General features: G+C 75.3%; 25 protein-coding genes and 1 rRNA gene. 10 read left to right on the top strand and 16 right to left on the bottom strand.

Features of this window, described 5'->3' with window-relative positions; translation table 11 throughout:
• Nucleotides 1-9 precede the first annotated feature (9 nt).
• Both rrf and E4P43_RS00885 read left to right on the top strand, forming a co-directional pair.
• Nucleotides 10-126: ribosomal RNA gene (gene rrf, locus E4P43_RS00890) — 5S ribosomal RNA — on the top strand.
• A 194-nt stretch (nucleotides 127-320) separates the two neighbouring features.
• Complete coding sequence (locus E4P43_RS00885) at nucleotides 321-1,007, top strand: DNA alkylation repair protein (RefSeq protein ID WP_135143523.1); 687 nt, start codon at nucleotides 321-323, stop codon at nucleotides 1,005-1,007.
• A gap of 70 nt (nucleotides 1,008-1,077) precedes the next feature.
• Here the strand turns inward: E4P43_RS00885 and E4P43_RS00880 are convergent, their stop codons facing one another.
• The 3 genes from E4P43_RS00880 to E4P43_RS00870 are packed head-to-tail and all read right to left on the bottom strand — an operon-like array spanning nucleotide 1,078 to nucleotide 3,070.
• Nucleotides 1,078-1,773 (bottom strand): hypothetical protein, encoded by a 696-nt coding sequence (locus E4P43_RS00880; protein ID WP_135143522.1) that lies wholly within the window; start codon nucleotides 1,771-1,773, stop codon nucleotides 1,078-1,080.
• Nucleotides 1,773-2,711, bottom strand: coding sequence for an ABC transporter ATP-binding protein (locus E4P43_RS00875; RefSeq protein ID WP_135143521.1), 939 nt, complete (start codon nucleotides 2,709-2,711; stop codon nucleotides 1,773-1,775). The genes E4P43_RS00880 and E4P43_RS00875 overlap by 1 nt, the downstream gene beginning before the upstream one ends.
• The gene (locus E4P43_RS00870; protein ID WP_135143520.1) at nucleotides 2,711-3,070 is read right to left on the bottom strand and encodes a GntR family transcriptional regulator; all 360 of its coding nucleotides are present in this window, start codon (nucleotides 3,068-3,070) and stop codon (nucleotides 2,711-2,713) included. Before E4P43_RS00870 ends, E4P43_RS00875 begins: the two co-directional genes overlap by 1 nt.
• A gap of 132 nt (nucleotides 3,071-3,202) precedes the next feature.
• Between E4P43_RS00870 and E4P43_RS00865 the strand changes: the two genes are divergently transcribed.
• Entirely contained in the window at nucleotides 3,203-3,505 is a 303-nt protein-coding gene (locus E4P43_RS00865) for a DUF4333 domain-containing protein (RefSeq protein WP_135143519.1), read from the top strand.
• 7 nt (nucleotides 3,506-3,512) lie between these two features.
• Here E4P43_RS00865 and egtE read toward each other — a convergent pair whose 3' ends face one another.
• From egtE to E4P43_RS00850, 3 genes are read right to left on the bottom strand one after another with little or no spacing between them, the layout of a single operon-like run.
• Complete coding sequence (gene egtE / locus E4P43_RS00860; protein WP_135143518.1) at nucleotides 3,513-4,646, bottom strand: ergothioneine biosynthesis PLP-dependent enzyme EgtE; 1,134 nt, start codon at nucleotides 4,644-4,646, stop codon at nucleotides 3,513-3,515.
• Nucleotides 4,647-4,677: 31 nt separating this feature from the next.
• Nucleotides 4,678-5,412, bottom strand: coding sequence for an anti-sigma factor (locus tag E4P43_RS00855; protein ID WP_245158855.1), 735 nt, complete (start codon nucleotides 5,410-5,412; stop codon nucleotides 4,678-4,680).
• A complete protein-coding gene (locus E4P43_RS00850; RefSeq protein WP_245158854.1) occupies nucleotides 5,387-5,989 on the bottom strand; it encodes a sigma-70 family RNA polymerase sigma factor in 603 nt (200 codons plus the stop codon). The genes E4P43_RS00855 and E4P43_RS00850 overlap by 26 nt, the downstream gene beginning before the upstream one ends.
• A 227-nt stretch (nucleotides 5,990-6,216) precedes the next feature.
• Here E4P43_RS00850 and E4P43_RS00845 point away from each other — a divergent pair, with 227 nt between their 5' ends.
• Both E4P43_RS00845 and E4P43_RS00840 read left to right on the top strand, forming a co-directional pair.
• A complete protein-coding gene (locus E4P43_RS00845) occupies nucleotides 6,217-8,193 on the top strand; it encodes a bifunctional diguanylate cyclase/phosphodiesterase (protein ID WP_135143517.1) in 1,977 nt (658 codons plus the stop codon).
• Between the two features lie 34 nt (nucleotides 8,194-8,227).
• Nucleotides 8,228-8,695 (top strand): DUF309 domain-containing protein, encoded by a 468-nt coding sequence (locus E4P43_RS00840; protein WP_245158853.1) that lies wholly within the window; start codon nucleotides 8,228-8,230, stop codon nucleotides 8,693-8,695.
• Between the two features lie 19 nt (nucleotides 8,696-8,714).
• Here E4P43_RS00840 and E4P43_RS00835 read toward each other — a convergent pair whose 3' ends face one another.
• Genes E4P43_RS00835 through E4P43_RS00825 form a run of 3 tightly spaced genes read right to left on the bottom strand, consistent with a single transcriptional unit; the run spans nucleotide 8,715 to nucleotide 10,968 of the window.
• Nucleotides 8,715-10,082 (bottom strand): deoxyribodipyrimidine photo-lyase, encoded by a 1,368-nt coding sequence (locus E4P43_RS00835; protein WP_135143515.1) that lies wholly within the window; start codon nucleotides 10,080-10,082, stop codon nucleotides 8,715-8,717.
• A gap of 44 nt (nucleotides 10,083-10,126) precedes the next feature.
• Nucleotides 10,127-10,627: a hypothetical protein gene (locus E4P43_RS00830; protein WP_135143514.1), complete on the bottom strand. Its 501-nt coding sequence runs from the start codon at nucleotides 10,625-10,627 to the stop codon at nucleotides 10,127-10,129.
• Nucleotides 10,624-10,968: a PadR family transcriptional regulator gene (locus E4P43_RS00825; protein ID WP_135143513.1), complete on the bottom strand. Its 345-nt coding sequence runs from the start codon at nucleotides 10,966-10,968 to the stop codon at nucleotides 10,624-10,626. The genes E4P43_RS00830 and E4P43_RS00825 overlap by 4 nt, the downstream gene beginning before the upstream one ends.
• 121 nt (nucleotides 10,969-11,089) lie before the next feature.
• On the opposite strand from E4P43_RS00825, the gene E4P43_RS00820 reads away from it, so the two are divergent.
• On the top strand, nucleotides 11,090-11,944 hold the full coding sequence (locus E4P43_RS00820; RefSeq protein WP_135143512.1) for a DNA-formamidopyrimidine glycosylase family protein: 855 nt from the start codon (nucleotides 11,090-11,092) through the stop codon (nucleotides 11,942-11,944).
• 19 nt (nucleotides 11,945-11,963) lie between these two features.
• Here the strand turns inward: E4P43_RS00820 and E4P43_RS20730 are convergent, their stop codons facing one another.
• From E4P43_RS20730 to E4P43_RS00800, 4 genes are all read right to left on the bottom strand, one after another.
• The gene (locus E4P43_RS20730; protein WP_135143511.1) at nucleotides 11,964-13,514 is read right to left on the bottom strand and encodes a GAF domain-containing protein; all 1,551 of its coding nucleotides are present in this window, start codon (nucleotides 13,512-13,514) and stop codon (nucleotides 11,964-11,966) included.
• A gap of 159 nt (nucleotides 13,515-13,673) precedes the next feature.
• Entirely contained in the window at nucleotides 13,674-14,879 is a 1,206-nt protein-coding gene (locus E4P43_RS00810; RefSeq protein WP_135143510.1) for an MBL fold metallo-hydrolase, read from the bottom strand.
• 124 nt (nucleotides 14,880-15,003) lie between these two features.
• Nucleotides 15,004-17,490: an FtsX-like permease family protein gene (locus E4P43_RS00805; protein ID WP_135143509.1), complete on the bottom strand. Its 2,487-nt coding sequence runs from the start codon at nucleotides 17,488-17,490 to the stop codon at nucleotides 15,004-15,006.
• A gap of 5 nt (nucleotides 17,491-17,495) precedes the next feature.
• Complete coding sequence (locus tag E4P43_RS00800) at nucleotides 17,496-18,272, bottom strand: ABC transporter ATP-binding protein (protein ID WP_245158852.1); 777 nt, start codon at nucleotides 18,270-18,272, stop codon at nucleotides 17,496-17,498.
• A 164-nt stretch (nucleotides 18,273-18,436) separates the two neighbouring features.
• Between E4P43_RS00800 and E4P43_RS00795 the strand changes: the two genes are divergently transcribed.
• Nucleotides 18,437-18,964 (top strand): hypothetical protein, encoded by a 528-nt coding sequence (locus E4P43_RS00795; protein ID WP_135143508.1) that lies wholly within the window; start codon nucleotides 18,437-18,439, stop codon nucleotides 18,962-18,964.
• Nucleotides 18,965-18,970: 6 nt separating this feature from the next.
• Here E4P43_RS00795 and E4P43_RS00790 read toward each other — a convergent pair whose 3' ends face one another.
• Nucleotides 18,971-19,666 (bottom strand): response regulator transcription factor, encoded by a 696-nt coding sequence (locus E4P43_RS00790; protein ID WP_135143507.1) that lies wholly within the window; start codon nucleotides 19,664-19,666, stop codon nucleotides 18,971-18,973.
• The gene (locus E4P43_RS00785; RefSeq protein ID WP_135143506.1) at nucleotides 19,663-20,847 is read right to left on the bottom strand and encodes a sensor histidine kinase; all 1,185 of its coding nucleotides are present in this window, start codon (nucleotides 20,845-20,847) and stop codon (nucleotides 19,663-19,665) included. The genes E4P43_RS00790 and E4P43_RS00785 overlap by 4 nt, the downstream gene beginning before the upstream one ends.
• A 91-nt stretch (nucleotides 20,848-20,938) precedes the next feature.
• Here E4P43_RS00785 and E4P43_RS20725 point away from each other — a divergent pair, with 91 nt between their 5' ends.
• A complete protein-coding gene (locus tag E4P43_RS20725) occupies nucleotides 20,939-21,067 on the top strand; it encodes a hypothetical protein (RefSeq protein WP_280790918.1) in 129 nt (42 codons plus the stop codon).
• A 4-nt stretch (nucleotides 21,068-21,071) separates the two neighbouring features.
• Here the strand turns inward: E4P43_RS20725 and E4P43_RS20720 are convergent, their stop codons facing one another.
• Nucleotides 21,072-22,388, bottom strand: coding sequence for a Rieske 2Fe-2S domain-containing protein (locus E4P43_RS20720; RefSeq protein ID WP_135143505.1), 1,317 nt, complete (start codon nucleotides 22,386-22,388; stop codon nucleotides 21,072-21,074).
• 216 nt (nucleotides 22,389-22,604) lie between these two features.
• On the opposite strand from E4P43_RS20720, the gene E4P43_RS00775 reads away from it, so the two are divergent.
• Nucleotides 22,605-23,729 (top strand): histidine kinase, encoded by a 1,125-nt coding sequence (locus E4P43_RS00775; RefSeq protein WP_135143504.1) that lies wholly within the window; start codon nucleotides 22,605-22,607, stop codon nucleotides 23,727-23,729.
• Nucleotides 23,726-24,469, top strand: coding sequence for a response regulator transcription factor (locus E4P43_RS00770; protein ID WP_135143503.1), 744 nt, complete (start codon nucleotides 23,726-23,728; stop codon nucleotides 24,467-24,469). The genes E4P43_RS00775 and E4P43_RS00770 overlap by 4 nt, the downstream gene beginning before the upstream one ends.
• Nucleotide 24,470 lies beyond the last annotated feature (1 nt).

Raw genomic sequence — 24,470 nt, 5'->3', positions numbered from 1 at the left:
TCACAGAGTTACGGCGGCCATGGCGAGAGGGAAACGCCCGGCAACATTCCGAACCCGGAAGCTAAGCCTCTCAGCGCCGATGGTACTGCCCTGGAGACGGGGTGGGAGAGTAGGACGCCGCCGGACAAACATTCACGAAGGGCCCCAGCCATCACGGCTGGGGCCCTTCGTCGTCCCCCCACAAAGGGCCGTCATGGCCATTTCGGCCCTCGCGAAGGGCCTTCATGGCCATTTCGGCCCCGCGAAGGGCCGTCATGGCCGCTGTGGCCCGGTGGGTCCGGGTCGTAGGCTGGCGAACCGGCGAGGACAGGGAGGCCGCGATGACCACGACGACGCCGGCCGGTGCGACCGTGGACGAGCTGATGAGCGAGCTCGCGGCCCTCGAGGACCCGAAGGTCCGCGCCGTGAACGAGCGGCACGGGGACGACCACGGCGTGAACCTCGGCAAGCTCCGGGTCATCGCCAAGCGGCTGAGGACCCAGCAGGACCTGGCCGTCGAGCTGTGGCGGACGGGCGACACCGCGGCCAGGTTGCTCGCGCTGCTCATCTGCCGGCCCAAGGCGTTCGCTTCCGGGAAGCTGGACGCCATGGTGCGGGAGGCGCGCGCCCCCAAGGTGCTGGACTGGCTCGTCAACTACGTGGTGAAGAAGAGCCCGCACAGCGAGGAGCTCCGGCAGGCGTGGTTCGCCGACGCGGACCCGGTGGTCGCCGCGGCCGGCTGGGCGCTGACCACCGAGCGCGTGGTCAAGCAGCCCGAGGGACTCGACCTCGACGCGCTGCTCGACATCATCGAGGCCGGTATGAAGGACGCTCCCGACCGGCTCCAGTGGTCGATGAACGAGTGCCTCGCCACCATCGGGATCCAGCACGAGGCCTACCGCGCTCGCGTGCTCGACATCGGCGAGCGGCTGCGGGTGCTCGAGGACTACCCGACGTCCCCCGGCTGCACCTCTCCGTTCGTGCCCATCTGGGTGGGCGAGATGGTCCGCCGTCAGCAGAACGTCTAGCGGCCCAACGGACGGCATCGCCCCCGTCCCGTCACAGTGACGGAACGGGGGCGATGTCCTCAGGCGGTCGTCAGGGGACGACGCGCCGGATCCCCGGGAACGAGGCGAGGGCGACGACGAGAGCCAGTGCCGCGGGCAGGCCGATGGTCAGCGTCGCGGTCGACTGCTCGCTGAACCAGGTCGCGACGCTCGCCCAGGCGTCCAGCCAGGTGACCAGGATGCTGACCCCGCCGAAGAGGACCGTCGTCCCGATGATCAGGCCCCAGGTGCCGGCCTGGCCGTAGCGCTGGTGCACCACGCCCATCCCCACGCCGACGAAGATGAAGGCCAGCATCGGCGCTCCGGATGCCAGGACCTGCAGGAGGAAGGTGTCCACCTCGAAGGGCCCCGGCGCCCAGTAGCTGAGGCCTGCGCCCCACCCGTCGGTCGCGTTCTCGATCGCCACCAGGACTGCGATCGCGATGCCGTAGTACAGCGCCTGGCCCACCGCGAACAGCGCCGTCCCGAGGTAGAACGTCCGGCGGCTGACGCTCAGCCCCATCGCGAACGGCAGGAGGTGCGTCACCGACTGGACGTAGACGACCAGGACCGTGATGTAGAGGGCGAGCACGCCACCGCTGAAGCCACCGTCGTCCTCGCCCGCCGGCGTGAGGTGCCAGACGGCGATGTTGATCGCGAAGCTGATGGCGACGACCAGCCAGGGGATGCCGAGGCTGACCAGCGGGTTGACCAGGTGCAGGCGTGCCGCCTGCAGGACGCGGTTCATCAGGAGACCTCCTCGAGGGAAGCGGCGGGGGCGAGGGGGCGGGATGCCCGCTCGGTGCTGGTCTGCAGGCTCATGGCGACGATCAGCTGCTGCAGGCTGGTCGGCTCGACGGAGAGGCCGGCGGCCCCGGCGGCCCGGTGGCCCTGGGCCTCCCCCATGCGGACGACGGCGCGCATGTGGCCGCCCAGCGACTCGGCGTGCAGCAGCTCGTGCCGGCGCGCGAACGCCTGCACCTTGTCGGTCGGGCCGGTCACCGTCACCGCGCTGTCGCGCAGCGACTCGGTGTCGGCGTCCAGCAGCACCCGGCCCCGGTCGATGAGCAGCACGCGCTCCAGGAGCGGGGCGATCTCCTCGATGAGGTGGGTGGAGAGGACGACGGTCCGCGGGCTCTCGGCGTAGTCGGCGAGCAGCCGGTCGTAGAACAGCTGCCGCGCGACGGCGTCCAGGCCCAGGTAGGGCTCGTCGAACACGGTCAGCGGCGCCCGTGACGCGAGGCCGATGACGATGCCGACGGCGGACGTCATGCCTCGGGAGAGCTTCTTGATGTTCCGCTTGGCCGGCAGGTCGAAGTCCCGCATCAGGGAGGCGGCGAGGTCGGCGTCCCAGTTCGGGAAGAGCACCGCCGCCGCGGTCAGCGCGTCGGAGATGCGGAAGTGGTCCGGGTAGCGCTGGCCCTCCTTGATGAAGCAGATGTCGCGGAGGACCGCGTCGTGCTCGTACGGGCTCGAGCCGAACACCCGGATGCTGCCGCTGGTCGGCACGCGGTGCCCGCTGACCAGCTGCATCAGCGTGGTCTTGCCCGCGCCGTTGCGGCCGAGCAGGCCGGTGATGGCGTCCTTCTCGAAGCTCGTCGTCACGGCGTCGAGCGCCGTGTGCTCGCGGTAACGCATCGTCACGTCGTGCACGGTGACCGCTGCGGTGGTGGTGCCCGTGGCCATCACTGGCCCTCCCATTCGTCGATCATGGCCGCGATGTCGCGGGCGGGGATGCCGAGCTTCTGGGCCTCGGTCATCAGGGGGCGCACGTACTGGTCGGCGAACTCGCTGCGGCGCCGCTTGAGCAGCTGCTCGCGAGCGCCGGTGGCGACGAACATCCCGACTCCTCGTCTCTTGTAGAGGACCCCGTCGCTCACCAGCTCGTTCAGACCCTTGGCGGCGGTGGCGGGGTTGATGCGGTGGAAGGCGGCCAGCTCGTTGGAGGAGGGCGCCTGGGCCTCCTCGGCCAGGGAGCCGTCGACGATCGCGTTCTCGATCTCGGCGGCCACCTGCCGGAAGATGGGGCCGGCGTCCTCGTTCATGACGTCGTCCCGGGGTCACCAGGGCTGCGCGGGTCCCTGGGTTCATTACTCATGTAATGAACCATAGGACCATGGGCGACGGGCGCGCAAGAGCTTTCTCGTGGCGCGCCGGGTGACCGTTACGGTGGCGCGGTGTCCCGCTGCGCCGTCGCTGCCCTGGGCGTCGCTGCGCTGCTGCTGACCGCGTGCGGAACCGACCCGGCCACGGCCGCGGAGGTGGCCGCCGAGGCGGAGCGCGTGCTGGAGGAGCGCACCGGCGTGCCGTCGGAGGTCACCTGCCCCGACGAGCTGCCCGCCGAGGTCGGCGCGGACGTGCGCTGCCGCCTGGCGCCCGAGGGGGACACCCAGGCCTACGGCGTCACCGTGACGGTGACCAGGGTCGACGGCGACGCCCTCGACCTCGACGTCCGGGTGGACGAGCAGCCCGAGGGCTGACCGGCCCTCAGAGGGCGGCGGCCAGCGCCTCGAGGTCCTCCACCGACGCGTCCAGGTGCGGGGAGACCCGCAGCACCGGGCCGGTCATCTCCCCCGGCGCCCGCTCCGGACCGATCGCGCTCAGCACGATGCCGTGCTCGGTGAGCAGCCGGGTCCGGGTCTCGACGACGCCGACCCCGTCCGGCGGGGTCAGCGTCGTGGTCGCGGTCGGCTCGTCGACCGGCTCGACGACCCGCCAGCCGCGGACGCCGTCCAGCAGCTCCCGGGTCCGCCGGCCCAGCGCGGCCAGCCGCTCGCGCACCGCGTCCGGACCGGCAGCCAGGTGCTCCCCGGTCGCGACGACGAGGCCGATGCGCCCCGCCACGTGGGCCTCGCCGGACTCGAACGCCCGCAGCGGCGGGACGCCCTCGGGCTCGGGGAGGACCGGCACCAGCTCCGCCGCCAGCGCCGGCCGGACGAACAGCATGCCCACGCCCCGGGGGCCGGCGAGCCACTTGCGGGAGGTGCCGATGACGGCGTCGGCCCCCAGGTCGACGTCGACGTGCCCCAGCGACTGGGCGGCGTCGAGCACCAGCGGGACTCCGTGCTCGCGGCAGAGCGCGGCGATCTCGCGGGCCGGCTGCAGCAGCCCCCGGTGGCTCCCGATGTGCGTCAGGTTGACGAAGCGCGGCGGGTCGTCCGCCAGCAGGCGCGCCACCCCGTCGAGGTCCGCCCGTCCCAGGCCGTCGACCGGCAGCGGCTCCGGGCGCAGCCCGGCGGCCCGCAGCTGGGCGATGTTCGGTGCGTACTCACCCGGAAGGCAGGCCACCCGGGAGCCGGCCGGCAGCCGCCACCCGTGCAGGAGGGCGACGAACGCCGCCTGCGCCGACTCCACGAAGGCCACGTCGGCGGCCGCCATGCCGACCAGGCCACCGAGCACCGACCGCCCCTGCTGGAGCAGGTCGTCGGCCGTCGCCTCCGCCACGTACCCGCCGAGCTCGGCCTCGTGCCGCGCGTGGTGGGCCGCCGCCTCCAGCGCCCGGTGGGTCTGCCGGCTGGACGCGGCGCTGTCCAGGTGCCGGCCGGCCGGCCGGGGGCGGACCGTGCGCCAGTGGGCGCCCAGGGCCTCGTGGGGGAGCGGGTCGTGGTGCGGGGACGTCACACCGTGAACGCTAGGCGACGCGGCCCGGCCGTCAGGTGTCGAGTTCCCCACGGGCGACGGAGACGCCGGAGTGCGTGGGGTCGCCGTCCAGCGGCTCCACGGACACGTCGACCAGCGGGTACGCCCCGAGGTCGAGGCCGGCGGGCAGCTCGAAGGTCTGCGACCCCGGGCGCAGCACGCCCAGCGGCACCATGTCGACGACGCCCGGCTCGATCAGCCACAGCTCGTAGTACTCGCCCTCGAGCGCGGGGGCGTCCAGCTGGACCTGGAGGGCGCGCGACCCGTCGCCGCGGACCACGACCTCCGCCCGGCCCGACGCCTGCTCGTCGGTGAGCGGGTCCAGCGCCACCGCGGCCACGGCCTCCGGCTGGTCCCCACCGGTCACGAGCGCGGTCACGCCTGCACCGAGCACACCCCCGGCGACGGCGGCTGCCGCCACCAGCAGGACCCCGCGGCGGCGGGTGCGGAACGGGAGCACCCGCGCGCCCTCCGGCTCCGCATCCACCCGGGCCGCGGGAGCACCGGCCGGCGCGGCGGTCACCCCGGTCGCCGCGGCGATGCCCGCCCACACCGACGGCGGCGGCGGGACGTCCGGGCCGGGCGCAGCCAGCTCCGGCACCGCGACGGCGTCCACGGCGCGGCGCAGCGAGCTGACCTCGGCGCGGCAGAGCTCGCACCCGGCCAGGTGGAGGGCGTCGTCGTCCGGCAGCGGCTCGCGCAGCGCGGCGAGAGCGAGCTGCTCAGGCGGGCAGTGCTGCACCGTCACCCTCCAATCGGCTCCTCAGGCGTTCCAGCGTGCGGCGGATGTGTGACTTGACGGTGCCCAGCGGCAGGCCGGTGCGCTCGGCGATCTGGGCGTGGGTGAGGTCGGCGAAGAACGCGAGCTCGATGATGCCCCGCTGAGGCTGCCCGAGGCGGTCCAGCTCGTCGAGGACCAGCACCCGGTCGGCGACGACGCTGTCCACGCCCGGGCCGGTGCCACCCACGGGGGCGGCCTGGGCCTGGGAGAGCGCGGCCTCGGCCTCCCGCCGCTGGCGCTCGCGCCGTCCCCAGGCGTCGGCGATCTTGTGCCGGCAGATGCCCACCAGCCAGGCCGGCAGCGGCGACTCCTCGGGGCGGAAGCGCGCCCGGCCGGTCCAGGCGGCGATGAACGTCTGCTGGGTGACGTCCTCGGCGTCCGGGCCGGGGCCGAACGCGCGCACCGCCATGCCGTGCACCTGCCCCGCCCAGCGCTGGTAGGCCACCGCCAGCGCCTGCTCGTCCCCCGCCGCGAAACGCCGCCCGACCTCGGCGTCGGTGGGGTCCACGGCGCCCGGAGGGGCGGCCATGGGGACGTCGGACACGACCCGAACGCTACTGGGCGGAGACGGTCGAGCGACCAGCAGCTCACTCATGGCGTGCCGTCCTCCCTCGCCCCGGACCCTCACCTCTCCTTCGTGCCCACCGGCCTGCCCGGATGCAGGCGGTGGAGGGCGGCATCGCCCGTTCGGTTGAGCACGATCAAGTTTCCCCGCCAACGCGCCGATTCCTCCCGTGGGCACGCGACGGTCGCGGCCGGAAGGGGTCGTCGGTGTCTCGCCTGGTCAGCTCGTGGCGCTTCCTCGCGGTGGGGCTCGTCCTCGCCGTGCTGGCCGTCGCCGGCTTCGCGCTGAACCTCCAGCAGCGGGAGCGCGAGCGCGCCTTCGACCACGCGATCACCGACGCCGGCGTCGTCAGCGAGCTGCTGGTCGAGGTCGAGCTGTCCTCGGGCGACGGCGTCGTCTCGACCCTCTCCACCGCCGTCCTGACCCGGATCGACCGGGGCGTGGCCCACCTGCGCGACGGCGGACGGCTGGTCGGCCTGCAGCTGTGGACCCGCGACGGCCGGCTGCTCTACAGCGACAGCGTCCGGCCCGACCCGCTCTCCCCCTCCGAGCAGGCGCTGCTCGCCGACGTCCTCGCGGGCCGCCCCCGGGTCGAGTTCGAGCAGGACGAGAGCCGCTCCGCGCCCACCGCCACCGTCCTGATCGCCCCGGACCGCCCGGACGGGCAGCCCGCCGGCCTGGTCGCGGAGATCCTGCTGCCGGAGGACGCGGTCGCGACCCAGCTGCGCGAGGCCACCGTCCGGCTGCTCCTCACCGTGGGTGTGCTGCTCCTCGGGCTCGTCGTCGTGGCCACGACCAGCCGCCGGAGGATGCTCCGCCGCGAGCACCGCGCCTCGCACGACACGCTCACCGGTCTGGGCAACCGCTCGCTGCTGCTGCAGGAGGACCTCTCGGGTGGGCCCCGCGGTCTGCCCGACCACGCCGCCCTCCTCCTGCTGGACCTGGAGGGGTTCAAGGAGGTCAACGACGGCCTCGGCCACGTCGTGGGCGACCACCTGCTCATCGCCGTCGCCGACGTGCTGCGCGCGGCGGTCCGGAGCGACGACGTGGTGACCCGCCTGGGCGACGACGAGTTCGCCGTCCTGCTCCGCGACGTCCCCGACGCCGACGCCGCCCAGGAGCGGGCGCGGGCGATCGGCGCCCGCCTGGAGCGCCCCTTCACGGTCGACGGCGTGACGCTCGAGATCGGCGTCAGCGTCGGCCTGGCGCTGCACCCCGAGCACGGCGAGGACGCCGCCGCGCTGCTGCGCCGCGCCGACATGGCCCTGCACCGCGCGAAGCTCGAGGGCGGCGGCATCCGCCTGTTCGACCCGGCCGACGACCGCAACGACGGCGCCCAGCTGCAGCTGCTGGCCGAGCTCCGCGGCGCGATCGACAACGGGGACCTGCGCCTGCACTTCCAGCCGAAGGTCGCCCTGCGGACCGGCCGCACCATGGGCTTCGAGGCCCTCGTGCGCTGGCAGCACCCGGAGCGGGGCCTGCTGGGCCCCGGCGCCTTCGTGCCCGCCGCGGAGCGCACCGCCCTCATGCGCCCGCTCACCCAGTGGGTGCTGCGCGAGGCCGTCCGCCGCTGCGCCGGCTGGCGTGCGGAGGGCTGGGAGGTCGACGTCGCGGTGAACGTGGCCCCGGCGACCCTGCTGGACCCCGAGTTCCCCGCGCGGGTCAACGAGCTGCTGGCCGCGGAGCAGCTGCCCGGCCACGCGCTGGAGCTGGAGATGACCGAGACCGCCGCCATGGTCGACCCGCGGCGGACGGCCGAGACGCTGCGCCGCCTGCAGGCCATGGGCGTCCGGGTGTCCATCGACGACTTCGGTGCCGGCTACACGTCGCTGTCCTACCTGAAGACGCTGCCGGTCAGTGCCCTGAAGATCGACCGCGGCTTCGTGACCCACCTCCTGGAGGAGGGCGCCGACGAGGCGGTCACTCGTACCGTCGTGCAGCTCGCCCACGACCTCGGGCTCACCGTCGTCGCCGAGGGTGTCGAGACCGCCGAGGTCCGCCAGCGGCTGCTGGAGCTCGGGTGCGACGAGGCCCAGGGCTACTTCATCGCGCGGCCGATGGAGCCCGACGCCGTCCCCGGGTGGCTGCGCGAGGCCGCGGCGGCCGCCCGCCCGGCCGATGCCCGCCCGGCGCTGCCGGCGCCGCGGCGCGCGGCCCCGTCCCCCCGCTCCGCCGGCCGCTGAGCGCGGCACCGCTCCCTCCCGGCAGGATGGCCGGGTGCAGGACCGGGACCGCGACGCGGAGGGCAGGGCGCGCAACGCGCGTCCCCGCGACGCGCTGGGGCGCCCGCTGCCCCACGACGCCGTGGGCGAGGACCGCGCCCCGGAGGGTGTCGTCCGGGCGCCCGGGGCCGCCCTCAGCGAGGCGCAGCAGCTGCTGGACGCCGGCCGCCCCTTCCACGCGCACGAGGTGCTCGAGGACGCCTGGAAGTCCGCCCCGGACGACGAGCGGCAGCTCTGGCGCGGCCTGGCACAGCTGGCCGTCGGGCTGACCCACGCCGCCCGCGGTAACGACCGGGGCGCGGCCACGCTGCTGCAGCGGGGCGCCGGCAACATCGCGGGCTACGCCGACCGCCGTCCGCACGGGGTGGACGTGCCGGGGCTGGTCGGCTGGGCGCGCGGCCTGGCCGCCGCCCCCGAGGAGGGGCGCGACCCCGTGCGGGCCGCACCCCGCCTCCAGGGCTGATCGCTCGAGGGGCGGGCGGTCAGGCGCCGCGGACCCGCGCGTACCGGTCCAGCGCGACCTGCCGCTCGTGCGCGTGGTCGACGATCGGCTTCGGGTAGCCCGCCGGGAGGCCGCCGGGCGCGGTCCACGGCTCGTGCACGTGCTCGCGGCCCAGCTCCCGCAGCTCCGGCACCCAGCGCTTCACGTAGCTGCCGTCGGGGTCGAACTTCTTGCCCTGCGTGACCGGGTTGAAGACGCGGTAGTAGGGCGCGGCGTCGGTCCCGGTCCCGGCGACCCACTGCCACCCGTGGTTGTTGCTGGCCAGGTCGCCGTCGACCAGGTGCTGCATGAAGTGGCGCGCGCCCACCGTCCACTCCTGGTGCAGGTCCTTGACCAGGAAGGAGGCGACGATCATCCGCACCCGGTTGTGGACGTAGGCTTCGCCGAGCAGCTGCCGCATCCCGGCGTCGACGATCGGGAAGCCGGTGCGGCCGGCCTTCCACGCCTCGAGCAGCTCGTCGGCGTGCGGGCCGCTGTCGTAGCCCATGGCCTGCAGCTCGGGGCGCAGGTACTCCCGCGCCGACTCCGGCCGGTGCCACAGGACGTCGGCGTAGAAGTCCCGCCAGGCCAGCTCGTCGGTGTAGCGGCGCACCGACTCGGTCTGCTCGGCCGCGCCCAGGTCCGCGAGCAGCGTCCGCGGGTGGATGCAGCCGTACTTGAGGTAGGCCGACATCCGGCTGGTGCCCTGCCCGGCCGGCACGTTGCGCCCGTCGGCGTAGCCCAGCAGCCGCTCGTCGCGGAAGCGCTCCCACGCCTCCAGCGCCGCGGCCTCGCCGGCCGGCGGCAGGACGACGCCGCCCAGGTCCGGCGCGGACGGCGGCGCGTCCGACGGCACGCCGGTCCGCCACCGGACGTCGCCGGGGGAGTGCGCCGGTGCCCGCCACCCGTGCTCCCGCCAGGCCCGGGCGAAGGGCGAGTAGACCCGGAACGGCGAACCGTCGCGCTTGGTGACCCGCCCGGGCGTCACCGCGTACGGCGAGCCGGTGCGCACCAGCGGCACGTCCCCCAGCGCGCGCTCGACCGCCTCGTCCCGCCGGCGCCCGTAGGGGCCCGCGTCCGCGCTGACGTGCGCCGACGTCGCGCCCACCTCGGCGGCCAGCGCGGGCAGGGCCCGGGCCGGGTCGCCGGACCGGAGCACCAGGGCGCCGCCGAGGTCGGCGTCGAGGGCGCCCAGGCAGTCGAGCAGGAACCGGCGCCGGGGGTCACCCGACGGGCCCCACAGCCGGTCGTCGAACACGAACACCGGGAGGACGTCGCCGTCCGGGCCGGCGGAGTCGGAGGCGGCCAGCAGCGCGGGGTGGTCTCGCAGCCGCAGGTCCCGGCGGAACCAGAGCAGCGCGGTGGGCACCGGCTGAGCCTAGGAACGTCCCCGCCACCGCGCCCGCTGGCCGATCAGACGGTGAGGACCGCCACCAGCCAGGTCGCGGCCGCCAGGAGGGCCAGGAACACGGTCATCGAGACGACGACGGCCGCCGGTCCCGGGGTCATCCGCCGGCCGGTGCGCGGGTCGGCCACCGGCAGCTGGCGCCTGAGCTGGCCGATCATCGGTGGTACCCACAGGAGCGCACCGAGGGCGAGGGCGACCCCGGCCGGCATGCCGTGCACCCGCTCGTCCGCGACGAGGCCGAAGACGCCGTTGGCGATGAGCCAGCCGCACGCCGCACCGAGCACGACCAGCCACACCCCGGCCAGGCGCGCGCCGAGCGGCCGCGGCCCGGCGAAGCCGGCCGCGTACTCGCGGGCCGGGCCGAACGCCTCGACCGGCGTCTCGCCGGTCTCGGCGACGTGGCTCTCGACCTCGGCGACGATCTCGCCGATGCGGTCGGGCGCGACGTGGTGGCTGCGGAGCGCGCGGAGCAGGTCCCGGCGGTAGGTGGCGGTGTCGGTGCTCATCGGGGACTCCTCGCGGACGGGAGCAGACCCTCGGCCCGCTCGGTGAAGGACTGCCAAGCGGAGGTGCGGTCGGCGAGGTGCTCGGCGCCGGCTGCCGTGACGGTGAAGTACTTGCGCCCCGGCCCGCCGGCGCCCTCCCGCCAGGAGGAGGTCAGGAAGCCCTCCTCCTCCAGCCGGTTGAGCACCGGGTAGAGCGTGCCGCCCTTCACCGTGCCGAGCCCGGCGGCCTGCAGGCGTTGCGCGACGGCGTAGCCGTACGTCTCCTCGGCGGCCACGGCGGCGAGGACGCACAGCGGGAGCACCGCGCGCAGCCACTCGCCGGGCCAGTTGTCATCGGGCATGACTAGACCGTAGCCATGACTAGTCAGTCTGTCTACCTAGTCAGGGACCATAGCTAGCGGGGTGGGTCACGATCGGGGGACGGGGTCGGCGCGGGGTCGCCGATCGCGCGATCATGGCGCCGTGCCCGAGTTGCCCGAGGTGGAGGCGCTGGCCGCGTTCCTCCAGGAGAACGCCGTCGGCCGCGTGCTCGCGCGCGCCGACCTGGCCGCCGTCCAGGCGATCAAGACCTTCGACCCGCCGCTGTCGGCGCTCGCCGGCCTGGAGGTCACCGGCGCCGGGCGGCACGGCAAGTTCCTCGACCTCGACGTCTCCGGCATCCACCTCGTCGTCCACCTGGCACGGGCCGGCTGGCTGCACTGGCGGGAGAGCCTGCCCACCGCCCCGCCCAAGCCGGGCAAGGGGCCGCTGGCGCTCCGGGTGCACCTGGAAGACGGCAGCGGCTTCGACCTGACCGAGCAGGGCACCCGCAAGGGCCTGGCCGTCTACGTCGTCCGCTCGCCCGCCGAGGTGCCCGGCATCGCCCGGCTCGGACCGGACGCGCTCGCCGTCGACCGCGAGGACTTCGCCCGGCTGATGGCCGGCCGCAGCGGCCAGCTCAAGGGCGCGCTCACCGACCAGACGCTGCTCGCCGGCATCGGCAACGCCTACTCCGACGAGATCCTGCACGCCGCGCGGCTCTCGCCGTTCAAGGGCGCCGACAAGCTCAAGGACGACGAGGTCATCCGGCTCTACGACGCGATGCGGACGACGCTGACCGAGGCGCTCGACCGCCAGCGGGGCCAGAAGGCGGCCACGATGAAGGGCGAGAAGCGCTCGGGCCTGCAGGTGCACGCCCGGACCGGCCTGCCCTGCCCCGTCTGCGGCGACACCGTCCGCGAGGTCAGCTTCGCCGACACCTCGCTGCAGTACTGCCCCACCTGCCAGACCGGCGGCAAGCCGCTGGCCGACCGGCGGATGTCCAAGCTGCTCCGCTGACCGGCCCCTCGCGGGCGGGTCAGTCGAGGATCGCCTTGGTGACGGCGACCTGCTCGGTCAGCACCCCGCCGATCACCGTCTGGGTCTCGTTGATGCTCTCGACGACGGCGCTGATGGCGGCCAGGGCGGCGACCACCCGGTCCACCTGCGCCTGGATCGCCGACACCTTCGCGTCGACGTCGGTGGTGGCCCGGGCGGTCTCGGCGGCGAGCTCCTTGACCTCGTTGGCCACGACGGCGAAGCCGCGGCCGGCCTCGCCGGCGCGGGCCGCCTCGATGGTCGCGTTGAGGGCGAGCAGGTTGGTCTGGTCGGCGATGCCGCGGATCGTCTTGACGACCTTGCCGATGTCGGCGCTGGACTCCCCGAGCCCGGCGACCTCGCCGTTGGCGTCCTCGGTCAGCCGCCTGCCGTCGCTGGCGACGCTGGTCGCCGAGAGCACGTTGCGCTCCACCTCGGTGATCGACTGCAGCATCTCCCGGCCGGCGCGCTCCAGCCGCTCGGCGGCCTCGAACCGCTCGAGCGCCTGCCCGAGCAGGAACGCGGCGCTGCGGAGGGCGTCCTGCCGGCCGGGCGCCAGCACCAGGGTGCGGGTGGCGAAGAAGTCCATCGTGCCGACCACCTGGCCGCCGACCAGGATCGGCAGGCACACGCCGGACTTCACGCCGGCCCGCCGCGCGGCCGGGGCGCGCACGCAGTCGGTCACCTCGGCCAGGTCCTCGACGAAGACCAGGTCGCGGGCCCGCCACGCCCGCCCGGACAGCCCCACGCCCTCGCGGAACGAAGCCGCCAGCGTCACCTCGCGGAACTCCTGGCCCGCGGTGCCGGACTCGGTGACGAAGTGCAGCGCGCGGTCGGCGGCGTCGACCGCCCAGTAGGACCCGTAGGTCCAGTCGAAGCCCTGCCGGATGGTGTCCAGCGCGCGCGCCATCGCCTCCTCGCGGGTGGTCGCCGAGGTGATCTCCCGCAGCAGCTCGCTGACCGTGCGCGTGTCCTCCGCCGCCTTGGCCTGCCGGGCGGCACCGGCGACGCGCTCGATGGCCTGCGACACCAGCTTCCCGATCGCCCGCAGCGCGTCGAGTCGCTGCGGCGAGGGGCTGAGGGTCTCGGTGGCGAAGAAGTCCATCGTGCCGGTGACCTCGCCGTCCTCCAGCAGCGGGAAGCAGATGCCGCTGCGCACGCCGACGCGCTGGGCGGCGGGCGCGCGCACGCAGTCGGCCAGCTGCCCCAGGTCGGCGACGAACACCAGGTCCCGCGACCGCCAGGCACGGCCGGCCAGGCCGACGCCCTCGCGGAAGGAGGCGGCGAGGGTGACCTCGCGGAACTCGGCGCCGGCGTCCCCGGACTCCCGGACGAAGTGCAGCGCGCGGTCGGCCGGGTCCACCGCCCAGTGCGAGGCGTACGCCCAGCCGAAGCGCTCGCGGACCAGGTCCAGCGCGCGGGAGACCGCCTCGGCCGCCGTCGGTGCGTCGGCCAGGGCGTCGACCACGGCGATGACGGCGGCGACGTCGGCGGACGCCTCCGGGACGACGTCGTGGCCGGGGGTGCTCGGCCGGCGACCGAACTGCAGCATCACTGATCTCCTCGGTGCGTGGTCACGCCGTGGGCTCCGGCATCAGGACCAGCGGACGAAGATCAGATTGGCGTGACTACAGCGAACCCCGGTCGTGCGCCACGCGGTTGTGGGGGACGAATCCGTTTCGGCGCGTACGGGTCTCGCGGCCGCGCCGGCTCAGGTGCCGGGGAGGAGCTGCAGGAGCCGGGTGACCGTGCGCGCCAGCACCGACGAGCGCACCCCGGCGTCCTGGTCCGAGCCCTGCGCGGCCGACCCGACGGCGGTCCACCAGTCGCGCAGCGGCGGCGGGTCCAGCACGTCGATCCGCTCACCCGGCTGCGGGACGGCCACCTCGATGCCCCGGGGGCGGGCGGCGGCCAGCAGCCGCTGCACGGGCTCGGCCCAGCGGTGGAAGGCGAGGTTGAACGTCGCCCAGTGGATGGGGAGCAGGATCCCGCCGCCGAGGTCGCCGTGCGCCCGGACGGCCTCCTCCGGGTCCATGTGGATGGCGTGCCAGGCGTCGTTGTAGGCGCCGATCGGCAGGAGCGTGAGGTCGAACGGGCCCAGGCGGGCGCCGATCTCGGCGAAGGCAGGCGTGTAGCCGGTGTCGCCGCCGAAGAAGACGCGGTGCCGCGGGCCGGTGATCGTCCAGGACGCCCACAGCGTGGTGTCGCGGTAGAAGTAGCGGCCGGAGAAGTGCCGCGCCTCGGTGCAGGTGAGCGTCAGCTCCCCGACGCGGTGCTCGCCGTCCCAGTCCAGCTCCACGATCCGCTCTTCGGGCACGCCCCACTTGCGCAGGTGCTCCCCGATGCCCAGCGGGACCACCCACGGGGCGGTCTGCGTGCGCAGCAGCGCCTGCACCGTGGGCAGGTCGAGGTGGTCGTAGTGGTCGTGCGAGATGAGCACCGCGTCCACCGGCGGCAGCTCGTCGAGCTCCATCGGCGGCTCGTGCAGCCGGGTGGGCCCGAACACCGGCGACGGCGAGACGCGGTAGCCCCACACCGGGTCCAGCAGCACCCGCTGCCCGTCGACCTCCAGCAGGGCGCTGGCGTGGCCGAACCAGGTGACGGCCAGCTCGGCGGCCTCGGCCGGGAGCGCGGCGTGCGCCAGCGGGATCGGTCCGCCCGGCAGGCCGACGTGCCGCTCCTCGTGCCACTGCCGGAGCAGCCCGTCGCGGGTGTTGGCGGGCGAGAGCGCCGGCGTCGGGATCCGGTTGTGGAACTTGCCCTCGGAGAACTGCGGCGACCCGGCGACCACGCGGCGCAGCCGGCGGCGGTGCGCGCCGAGCGCCTTCGGGAGGCCCCAGGCGGCGGCGGTCACGAAGCCCACGGGGCCGGCGAGGACGGTGGCGACGGCGGCACGGCGGAGGGGGCGGGACGGCACGGTCCCAGTGTCCCAGCTCCGGCTGTGCGCGTAGCTGTGAAGCAGCTGACCCCCCGCCGGACGAGATCTGCACACCCGCCGTCATCAGGGTGCTGATGCGGGCGGGTGTGCAGATCTCGTCGGGTCAGGCGGCGATGGCGGCCACCGGGGCGGTGCGGGCGGCGCGGCGGGCCGGCAGCACCGAGGCCAGCAGCCCGGCCGCGGTGGCGACGGCGACGATGACGCCGATCTGCAGCCACGGCACGTCCAGCACGATCGTGCCGATCTCCCCGAGCAGGGAGGCGGCCCCGATCAGCCCGTAGGCGCCGCCGATCAGCACGCCGAGCACGGCGGCGACGCCCGCCACGAGCACCGCCTCCCACGCCAGCAGACCGCGCAGCTGACCGCGGGTGAGCCCGAGCGCCCGCAGCAGGCCGTTCTCCTGCCGTCGCTCGACCACCGACAGCGCCAGCGTGTTGCCCACCCCGATGAGCGCGATGACCACGGCGACGCCGAGCAGGCCCGTGACGACCAGCAGCAGGGCGTCGAGGATCTCGTCGATCTCGGCCCGCATCGTCACCAGGCCGGTCACCTGGCTGTCGGGGGACGCCTCGGCGACGACGTCGGTGATGCGGTCGACGACGTCCACCTGCCGCTCGGGGTCGCTGTCGGCGAGGCGCAGCCACACCTGCCCGAGCGCGGCGTCGGGAGCCAGCGCCCGCAGCTCGGCGGCGTCCAGCAGCAGGGGGTTGTCGGCGTCGATCACCCGCACGGTGAGCTCGCGGGCCGGGACCTCCACGTCGGGGTCGCCCCCGCCGAGGGTGAGCCGGTCCCCGTCGGCCACGTCCCACGTCTGCGCCAGCCACTCCGGCACCGACGCCTGCCCGGGGCCGGGCAGCACGAGGTCCTCGGTGGAGCGCAGCGCCGCGGTCGCCTCGTCGCGGTCGACGCCGTAGGCGCCCGTCGGCTCACCGTCCGGCCCGGTGACGGTGCCGGCGAGGACCGACGCGCCGCGCTCCACGCCCTCGGTGCCGGCCAGCGTGCCCACCAGCGTCGCCGGGAGCTCGCCGGAGAAGCCCTCGACCACGACGTCGGTCGGGAACTCCGCGGCCAGCCCGGCCTGTGCGGTGGCCCGCGTGGACGCCGCGCCCACGACGAACGCGCTGGTCAGCGTGACGCCGATCAGCAGCGCCGTCGCCGTCGCGGCCGTCCGCCGGGGGTTGCGGGTCGCGTTCCCGGCCGCGAGCCGGGCCGGGACCCCGCCGAGCCGCCCGGCCAGCCGGCCCGCGGCCGCCACCACGGGCGGCACCCCGCGCTGGGCGAGCAGGACGACGCCCAGGAAGCTCAGCACGCCGCCCGGCAGCGCGATCAGCACGTCCCCCGCGGTCACGCCCACGGCCATGAGGCCGACCCCCGGCAGCAGGAGCAGCAGCCCCAGGACCAGCCGCAGGACGCCCGGCCGCGAACGCAGGGGCGCCTGGTCCACGGGGCGCAGGGCGGCCAGCGGGGCGACGCGCGTGGCGGCGCGGGCGGGGGCCAGCGCGGCCAGGAAGGTCACCAGCGTGCCGACGACCACGCCGGCCAGCGGGGCGTACCAGGGGACGGAGATGCCGGCGAGCGGGATCGGCGACTCGGCGCCGCCCACGAGCGCCGAGACCAGCGCGGCCAGCCCGATGCCCGCGACGGCGCCGGTCGCCGAAGAGACCAGCCCGGTGACCAGCGCCTCGCCGAGCACGCCGCGGCGCACCTGCCGGGCGGTGGCGCCCACGCAGCGCAGCAGCGCGAGCTCCCGGGTCCGCTGCGCGAGGAGGACGGCGAAGGTGTTGGCGATGACCAGGCCGGCCACGACGACGGCGACCGTCCCGAACACGAGCAGCACCGCGGTGAGCGCCATCGCGTTGCCGAGCATGTTCGCGGCCGCCTCGTCGGCGCGCTCGGAGCCGGTCAGCACCTCGACCTGCCGGTCCCCCAGAGCGGTGGCGGCGTCGGAGCGGACCTGTTCGTCACCCGCGCCGGGGGCGGCGGCGACCCGCAGCTCCACGGGGTCGACCGCGCCCCACTGCCGCGCCTGGTCCGCGGTCACGAAGGCCCGGCCGAACAGCCCGGCCTGCGGGTCCCCGCTGAGGTCGACGATCCCGGTGACCGTCGCCTCGGAGGTGCTCTCGCCGCCGGTCTCGTCGTAGCTGGTCACGGTGAGGACGTCGCCCACCTCGGCGCGGGCGCGCTCGCTGACGGCGACCTCGCCGGGACCGTCGGGCAGGGCGCCCTCGGTCATCCGCTGCCAGCGCAGCGCGGCGTCGTCGGCCACCGACTCGACGAAGAGGTACTGGGAGCCGACGCGGCCGGGGATCCCGGCCTGCACGGACGTCTCGTACGACGGGGCGACGGCGGCGACCGAGCCCAGGCCGGCGAGGGTGTCGACGTCGTCGGCGAGGGAGGCGCCGTCGGTCGAGGTCACGACCGCCGCTGCGCCGACGTACTGGGCACCGACGGCCTCGAGCACGGTGCTGCGGGCGGTCGCGTTGAGCACGAGCGTGGCGACCACGAAGCCCACCGCGATGACGATGGCCAGGGTGGAGGCGACCAGGCGCGCGGCGTGCGCGCGCAGCTGGGCGATGAGGACGGAGCGCATCGGGGTCAGGCCCCCAGCCCGCGCAGCGCGTCGAGCACCGTCTCGGCCGTGGGGTCGGTGAGCTCACCGGCGAGCCGGCCGTCGGCCAGCAGCACCACGCGGTCGGCGTAGGCGGCGGCCGAGGGGTCGTGCGTGACCATGACGACGGTCTGCCCGGTCTCCCGCACGCTGGAGCGCAGCAGGCCGAGCACCTCGGCGCCGGAGCGCGAGTCGAGGTTGCCCGTGGGCTCGTCGGCGAAGACGACGTCGGGGCGGGGGAGCAGGGCGCGGGCGATGGCCACCCGCTGCTGCTGGCCGCCGGAGAGCTCGTGCGGCCGGTGGCCCAGCCGCTCGCGCAGGCCCAGGCGGGCGACGACGTCGTCGAACCAGACCGGGTCGGGGCGGGAGCCGGCCAGCTGCATGGGCAGGACGATGTTCTCGCGGGCCGGGAGCGCCGGCAGCAGGTTGAACGCCTGGAAGACGAAGCCGATCCGCTGCCGGCGGAGGGCGGTCAGGGCGTCGTCGCGCAGGGCGGTCAGCTCGGTGTCGCCGAGCCAGACCTGCCCGGCCGTCGCGGTGTCGAGGCCGGCGAGGCAGTGCATGAGCGTGGACTTGCCGGAGCCCGAGGGGCCCATGATCGCGGTGAACCCGCCGCGGGCGAAGGTGACGTCGACGCCGGCCAGCGCCTGGACGGCGGTCTCCCCCTTGCCGTAGGTCTTGCGGAGGCCGGCGGCGCGCACGGCGACCCCGGCGGGGGTGGCGGCCGGCGGCTCGCCGGGGACGGTCATGACGGGGACGGACACTGCGGACCTCCGCGGGCAGGTGATCGGGACGCTGATCACGCTGCCGCCCGGCGTCGTCCCCCCGCGTCGGAGCCAGGGCCCGTCCTCCGGCGCGTGCAGGTGCCCCTCCAGGTGGAGGCCGTGTCATCCTGCGGTCGGAGTTCCGGAACCGTCGGGAGGCGTGCGTGGAGGCCGACGACCCGACCCAGGCCGGCACACGGCTCGGCCGGCTCGGCTCCGGGGAGGAGCAGGACCCCGACCACGACCAAGACGCCTGCCCGCGCGGCCGGCTCGGCGCCCGGCGGCTGCCGCCCTGGGCAGTGCTGGTGCTGGTGGGGCTCGGTGCCGCCTGGTTGGTCTCCGCCGTCGACCTCACGGCCTCGCTGATCGGGGCGCTGTACGACCAGGCGACCAACGGCATCACCTTCTTCGGCGAGCAGCCGACGGAGTGGGGTGGCCGGGACGAGGCGCAGGGCGACGCGCTCCGGCTCGCCTGGATCAGCCTCCTGCCCACCGCGGGGCTGGTGCTGGCGCTGAACCGGCGACGCCCGGTCCTCGCTGCCCTGTACGGCGCAGCGGCCCTGCTCGGGCTGGTCGCCGCGCTCGTGGCGCACGACTGGGTGACGCCGGACCAGCCCTCCTGGCAGCAGGATGACCGCCCGCGGGTGTGCCAGGAGCACAGCGGCGGGGACACCCGCTGCCCGGGCGGCTGAGCAGGCTCAGGCGTTGCGGAGCAGATCGGCCGGCGCCACCAGGCCGGTGCGGTAGGCGAGTACGACGGCCTGGACCCGGTCGCGGGAGCCGGTCTTGGCCAGCACCCGCCCCACGTGGGTCTTCACGGTCGCCTCGCTGACGAAGAAGTGCGCGGCGATCTCGGTGTTCGTCGCCCCGTAGGCCATCTGCTCCAGCACCTCGCGCTCGCGCGGCGTGAGCTCGGCCAGGGCGCGGTCGTCCGACGGTGCGGCCGCCTGCGTCGCGCCGCGGAGCATGGGCGCCACGTGCTGGAGCAGCCGCCGCGTGGAGCTGGCCGCGATCACCGAGTCGCCGGCGTGCACGGTCCGGACCGCGTCGAGCATCTCCTCGGGTGCGGCGTCCTTGAGGAGGAAACCGCTTGCACCCGCCCCGATGGCGGCGACGACGTACTCGTCGAGGTCGAACGTGGTGAGGACGACGACCTTCGGCGGCTCGGGCAGCGCGGTCACCTGCCGCGTCGCCTCGATCCCGTCGGTGCCGGGCATGCGGACGTCCATGAGGACGACGTCGGCCGGGGTGGCGGCCAGCAGCTCCACCGCGGCGGCGCCGTCGCCCGCCTCACCCACGACCCGCAGGTCGGGCTGGGAGTCGATGACCATGCGGAACCCGGCCCGGACCATCTGCTGGTCGTCGACGAGGACGACACGGATCGGCTCGCTCATCGACGGGAACCGTAGGGCAGGGCGGCGTGCACGCCGAACCCGCCGCCGTGCCGCGGCCCGGCCTCCAGGCGCCCACCGTGCAGCTGGGCGCGCTCCCGCATCCCGAGCACGCCCTGCCCCTGGCCGTCGGAGTCCACCATGGCCGCCGACGCCCCCCGCCCGTCGTCGAGCACCGACAGCTCCAGGGCGTCGGGGCGCCACTGCAGCCGCACCCAGGCGCGGGAGGCGGGGCCGGCGTGCTTGAGCACGTTGGTCAGGGACTCCTGCACGATGCGGTAGGCGGCCAGCTGGGGACCGGCCGGCAGCGGCCGCGGCTCCCCCTCGATGATCAGGTCCACGTCCAGGCCGCTGGCGCGCACGTCGTCGACCAGGGCGGGGATGGCCGCGACGTCGGGCTGGGGCGCGTACTCCTCGGCGCCGCCCTCGCGGAGCACGCCCAGCAGGGAGCGCATGTCGGTCAGCGCCTGGCGCCCGGTGGCGGCGATCGCCTCGAGGGCGCCGGTCGCCGCCTCCGGGTCGGCCTTCCCCGCGTAGCGGCCGCCGTCGGCCTGGGCGATGACGACCGAGAGGGAGTGCGCGACGACGTCGTGCAGCTCGCGGGCGATCCGCGCCCGCTCGGTGCTGGCGGCCAGCCGCATCTCCTGGTCCCGCTCGAGCTCCAGCAGCTGCGCGCGCTCCTCGAGCGCGGCCAGCTGCTGGAGCCGGGCCCGGCGCAGGTTGCCCAGCGCCCAGGCGGCGACCACCGAGACGCCGATGGCGGCGGCGGTGGCGAGTACGTTCGCGAGGTCGTCGAACGGGGCGAGGTACCGCACCGCGGCGAGCAGCGCGGCGAACAGGCCGACGCCCAGCCCGGCCTGCGACGCCCAGCGGGGCGCGTAGGCGGCCAGCGCGTAGACCATGAGCAGCGCCGAGACGTTGGCCGCGAGGAAGGTCGGGAGGAACACCAGCTCGAGCAGCCCGGCGGCCACGACCACGGCGGCGGCCGGGACGGGGGCCCGCCGGCGCCAGGCCAGCGGGGCGGTCAGCAGCACGCCGACGAGGAACGCCGGCACGGTGCTCGCCCAGTAGGTCTCCGCGGTGACCAGCACCGTGAAGAAGAAGACGGTCCCGGCGAAGGCGACGTCGACGACGAACGGATGCGTGCGCATCCACTCGGTCAGGCGGTTGAGGGGCCGGTCCACGGCGACGACCCTAGGCACTGGGGCCGCGGAAATCGTCGTCCCGCGGGGGGAGACGCGGGTCCTCCCGCGGGTGGAGGGGTAGGACGGTGCAGTGACCAAGGAGGAGGGCGGCGACGCCGCGTGCTGGCTGCGCCGGGTCTGCCCGGCCTGCGGGCGGATCGCCGACGAGGACCCGCCGACCCGCTGCCCCGCCTGCGGTGAGGAGCTGCCGGCGGAGTGACCGCTCAGGCCGCCCGGTGCCGCCGGCGGCCGGCCACCGTGAAGTCGCACAGGGCCTCGCGCAGCGCCAGGCCGAGCCGGTCGGCCGGCACGTGTACCTCGTCGCGCGGGTCCAGGGGGAGCCCGGGGACGGCGAGCGTCTCCTGGGAGCGGACGTCCTCGGCCAGGACCCGCCGCTGCAGCGCGACCTGCTCGGCCATCCAGGCGGGCGTGGGCAGCGGCTGGCCGGGACCGGCGGAGACCAGCAGGCAGGTGTAGACCCGGGTCGAGTCCAGGTCCTCCGGCTGCAGCAGGTAGAGCAGCGTCGTCGCCGCGCCGGAGTCGAGGAACTCCTGGCGCAGGCACATCCGGAACGGGGCGCGGAACGTGTACGTCGTCCGGCGGCGCTGGCGCAGCGGCCGGCCCCCGGTGGCCACCTCCGGGTCCACCGGGTTGTCCACCCACTGCTCCTGGATGCTGCTGAACCCGCCCGGCTCGCGGACCACCTCGCCCGGGACCACCTCGGTGCGGTCAACCGCCCCGATCGTCGCCGCGTGGACGAAGGGCCCGTGGGTCGCGTCGAGGAACGTGTCGGCCAGCGGACCGGCCGGCCCCGGGGAGCGCAGCGGTGGCAGCCAGCCGGCCACGAACCGGCGGTCGCCGACCTCCGGCACCTCCAGCGGCACGTCGGCGGGCTCCGCCGGCGCCAGCCAGATGAGACCGAGCCGCTCGCGCACGCCGAACGCGGCCGGCTCGACGGCCACCGCGCCGTCCGCGCCGCGCCGGAGGTTCCACGTGCAACCGAGCAGCCGCACCTGGGACCAGCCGCCGGGCCGCAGCTCCCGGCTGAGCGCCACGGGGTGCCACGCGTGCTCCAGGGCGGGCGCGAGGTTGTCGAACACGGGTCCGGCCGGGACCGGCGGGCCGGGGTCGGGCGCGGGCCGTGGGTCGGCGGCCGGCCGCGGCGGGCGCCCCGTCGTGGGCTCGGGGGCCACCCAGACCCAGCCGTGCCGCTCCTCCACCGCCCACGGGCCGCGCAGGTCGGCGCGCGGTGGGGGGCAGCCGTCGGCGCCGAGCGAGGGGACCTCGGTCCACCGGCCCTCGCCGTCGAACCGCCACCCGTGGGCGGGGCAGACCAGCCGGCCGTCCTCGACCCGGCCGGCGGACAGCGGCACCAGGCGGTGGGGGCACCGCGCGGGGAACGCCGTCACCTCGCCGTGCGGCCGGAGCCGGACGACGACGTACGACCGGCCACCCGCGCCGACCGGCACCGGCGTCGTCCCCACCTCCGCCGCCCGGGCCACCGGATACCAGCCCGTCGTCCCGCCCCCGACCATGTCCATGCCGCAGTGCACCAGCCCGGGGTTTCTCCGGAGTTACGCCCGTGCCACATGTCGCGCACCATGGGTTCCCCGGAACACGCCCGATTGGGTGATCCGGTGCCGGCGGACGGGCGTCTACGGTGCGCAGGCCCGCCTGCCCGGCTCTGCAGCGGGCACCGTGACCTGGGAGGGAGGGCGGGGACCGGGTGGCGCAGCGCTCCCGGCGCCCGGCTGTCGATGCGTGATCTCTGGCGGTGGCTGCGACCCGGCCACCTGGGCACCGAGGCCGAGCTGGCGACCTTCCGCACCCTCCACTCGGCCTCCCGCACCGCGCCCGAGCTGCGCGAGGGCCTGACGACGGAGTCCGCCGAGCGCGCGGTGCGGCACCTGCGGGACCTGCTCGGGGTCCCCGCCGTCGCCCTCACCGACACCGTGTCGATGCTGGCCTGGGACGGCCGGTTCGGGCACCACGAGCGCGACACCGCGGGGCTCGCCGCCCTCGTGCTCGGGTCCGGCAACACGGTGGTCCGCGACCGGAAGGACTTCCCCTGCGCGGACGCCGGCTGCGGTCTGCGCCAGGTGGTGGTCAGCCCGCTCGTCGTGGAGGACCGGGTCGTCGGAACCCTGCAGGCGTTCACCTCCTCGGCGTCCGCCGGGCTGGTCCGGGCCGCCGCCGAGGTCGCGCGCTGGGTGTCGGGCAACCTGGAGCTCGCCGAGCTCGACGCGTCCCGCACGCGCCTGATGGAGGCCGAGGTCCGGGCCCTGCGGGCGCAGATCAGCCCGCACTTCATCTACAACTCGCTGACCGCGATCGCGTCGTTCGTGCGGACCGACCCCGTGCGGGCGCGGGAGCTGCTGCTGGAGTTCGCCGACTTCACCCGGTACTCCTTCAGCCGACACGGTGAGTACACGACGCTGGCCGAGGAGCTGCGGTCGATCGAGCGGTACCTCGTCCTGGAGAAGGCGCGGTTCGGCGACCGGCTGCAGGTCACGCTGCGGGTGGCGCAGGAGGTGCTGCCCGTCGCCGTCCCCTTCCTCTGCCTCCAGCCGCTGGTGGAGAACGCGGTCCGGCACGGCCTGGAGCGCAAGCCGGGGACCGGGAGGGTGACGATCATCGCGGCGGACCAAGGGGGCGAGTGCCTGATCTCGGTGGAGGACGACGGCGTGGGTGAGGACCCGGAGAAGGTGCGGCGGGCGCTGGCCGGTGACGTCTCCGTCGACTCGGTCGGCCTGGGCAACGTGGACGCCCGGCTGCGGACGGCGTTCGGGGACGACTACGGGCTCGTGGTCGAGACCGCTCCCGGCGCCGGCGCCCGGGTGATGGTGCGGGTGCCGAAGTTCGCCCCGGGAGTGCGGCCGTGACCGCCGACCGGCTGACCGTCCTCGTGGTCGACGACGAGCGCCCGGCGCTGGAGGAGCTGCGCTGGCTGCTCGAGCGGGACGGCCGGATCGAGACCGTGCTGACCAGCGACTCGGCCACCGAGGCGCTGCGGCTGCTCCAGGAGCGGAGCGTGGACGCCGTCTTCCTGGACATCCGGATGCCCGGCCTCAGCGGGGTCGACCTGGCGCGGGTGCTGTCCCGGTTCAAGGTGCCGCCCGCGGTCGTCTTCGTCACCGCCCACGACGACCACGCCGTGGACGCCTTCGAGCTGGGCGCCGTCGACTACGTCCTCAAGCCGGTCCGCGACGACCGGCTCTCCGAGGCGGTCCGCCGGGTGGTCGGCGGCCGGGCCGGCGGCTCGGCACCGGCGGACGACGACATCGCCGTCGAGCTGGGCGGCGTGACGAGGTTCGTGCCCCGGTCCAGCGTCGGCTACGTCGAGGCGCAGGGCGACTACGCCCGGCTGCACACCCCCACGGGCAGCCACCTGGTCCGGGTGCCGCTGACCACGCTGGAGGAGGCGTGGAAGGACGCCGGCTTCGTGCGCATCCACCGGTCGCTGCTGGTCGCGCTCCAGCACGTCAAGGAGGTGCGGATGGACGCCGGCCGGTGCACGGTGGTCGTGGGCGGCGTGGAGCTGGGCGTGAGCCGTCGGCACACCCGGGAGCTACGCGACCTGCTGGTGCGCCGGGCACGGCCGGGCACCTCGGGACGGGGGTGAC

The sequence above is a fragment of the Blastococcus sp. TF02A-35 genome (genome assembly GCF_004571075.1).
Classification (GTDB): domain Bacteria; phylum Actinomycetota; class Actinomycetes; order Mycobacteriales; family Geodermatophilaceae; genus Blastococcus.
The sequence above is the reverse complement of the archived record's forward strand: the minus strand, read 5'-3'. Positions and strand labels throughout refer to the sequence as shown.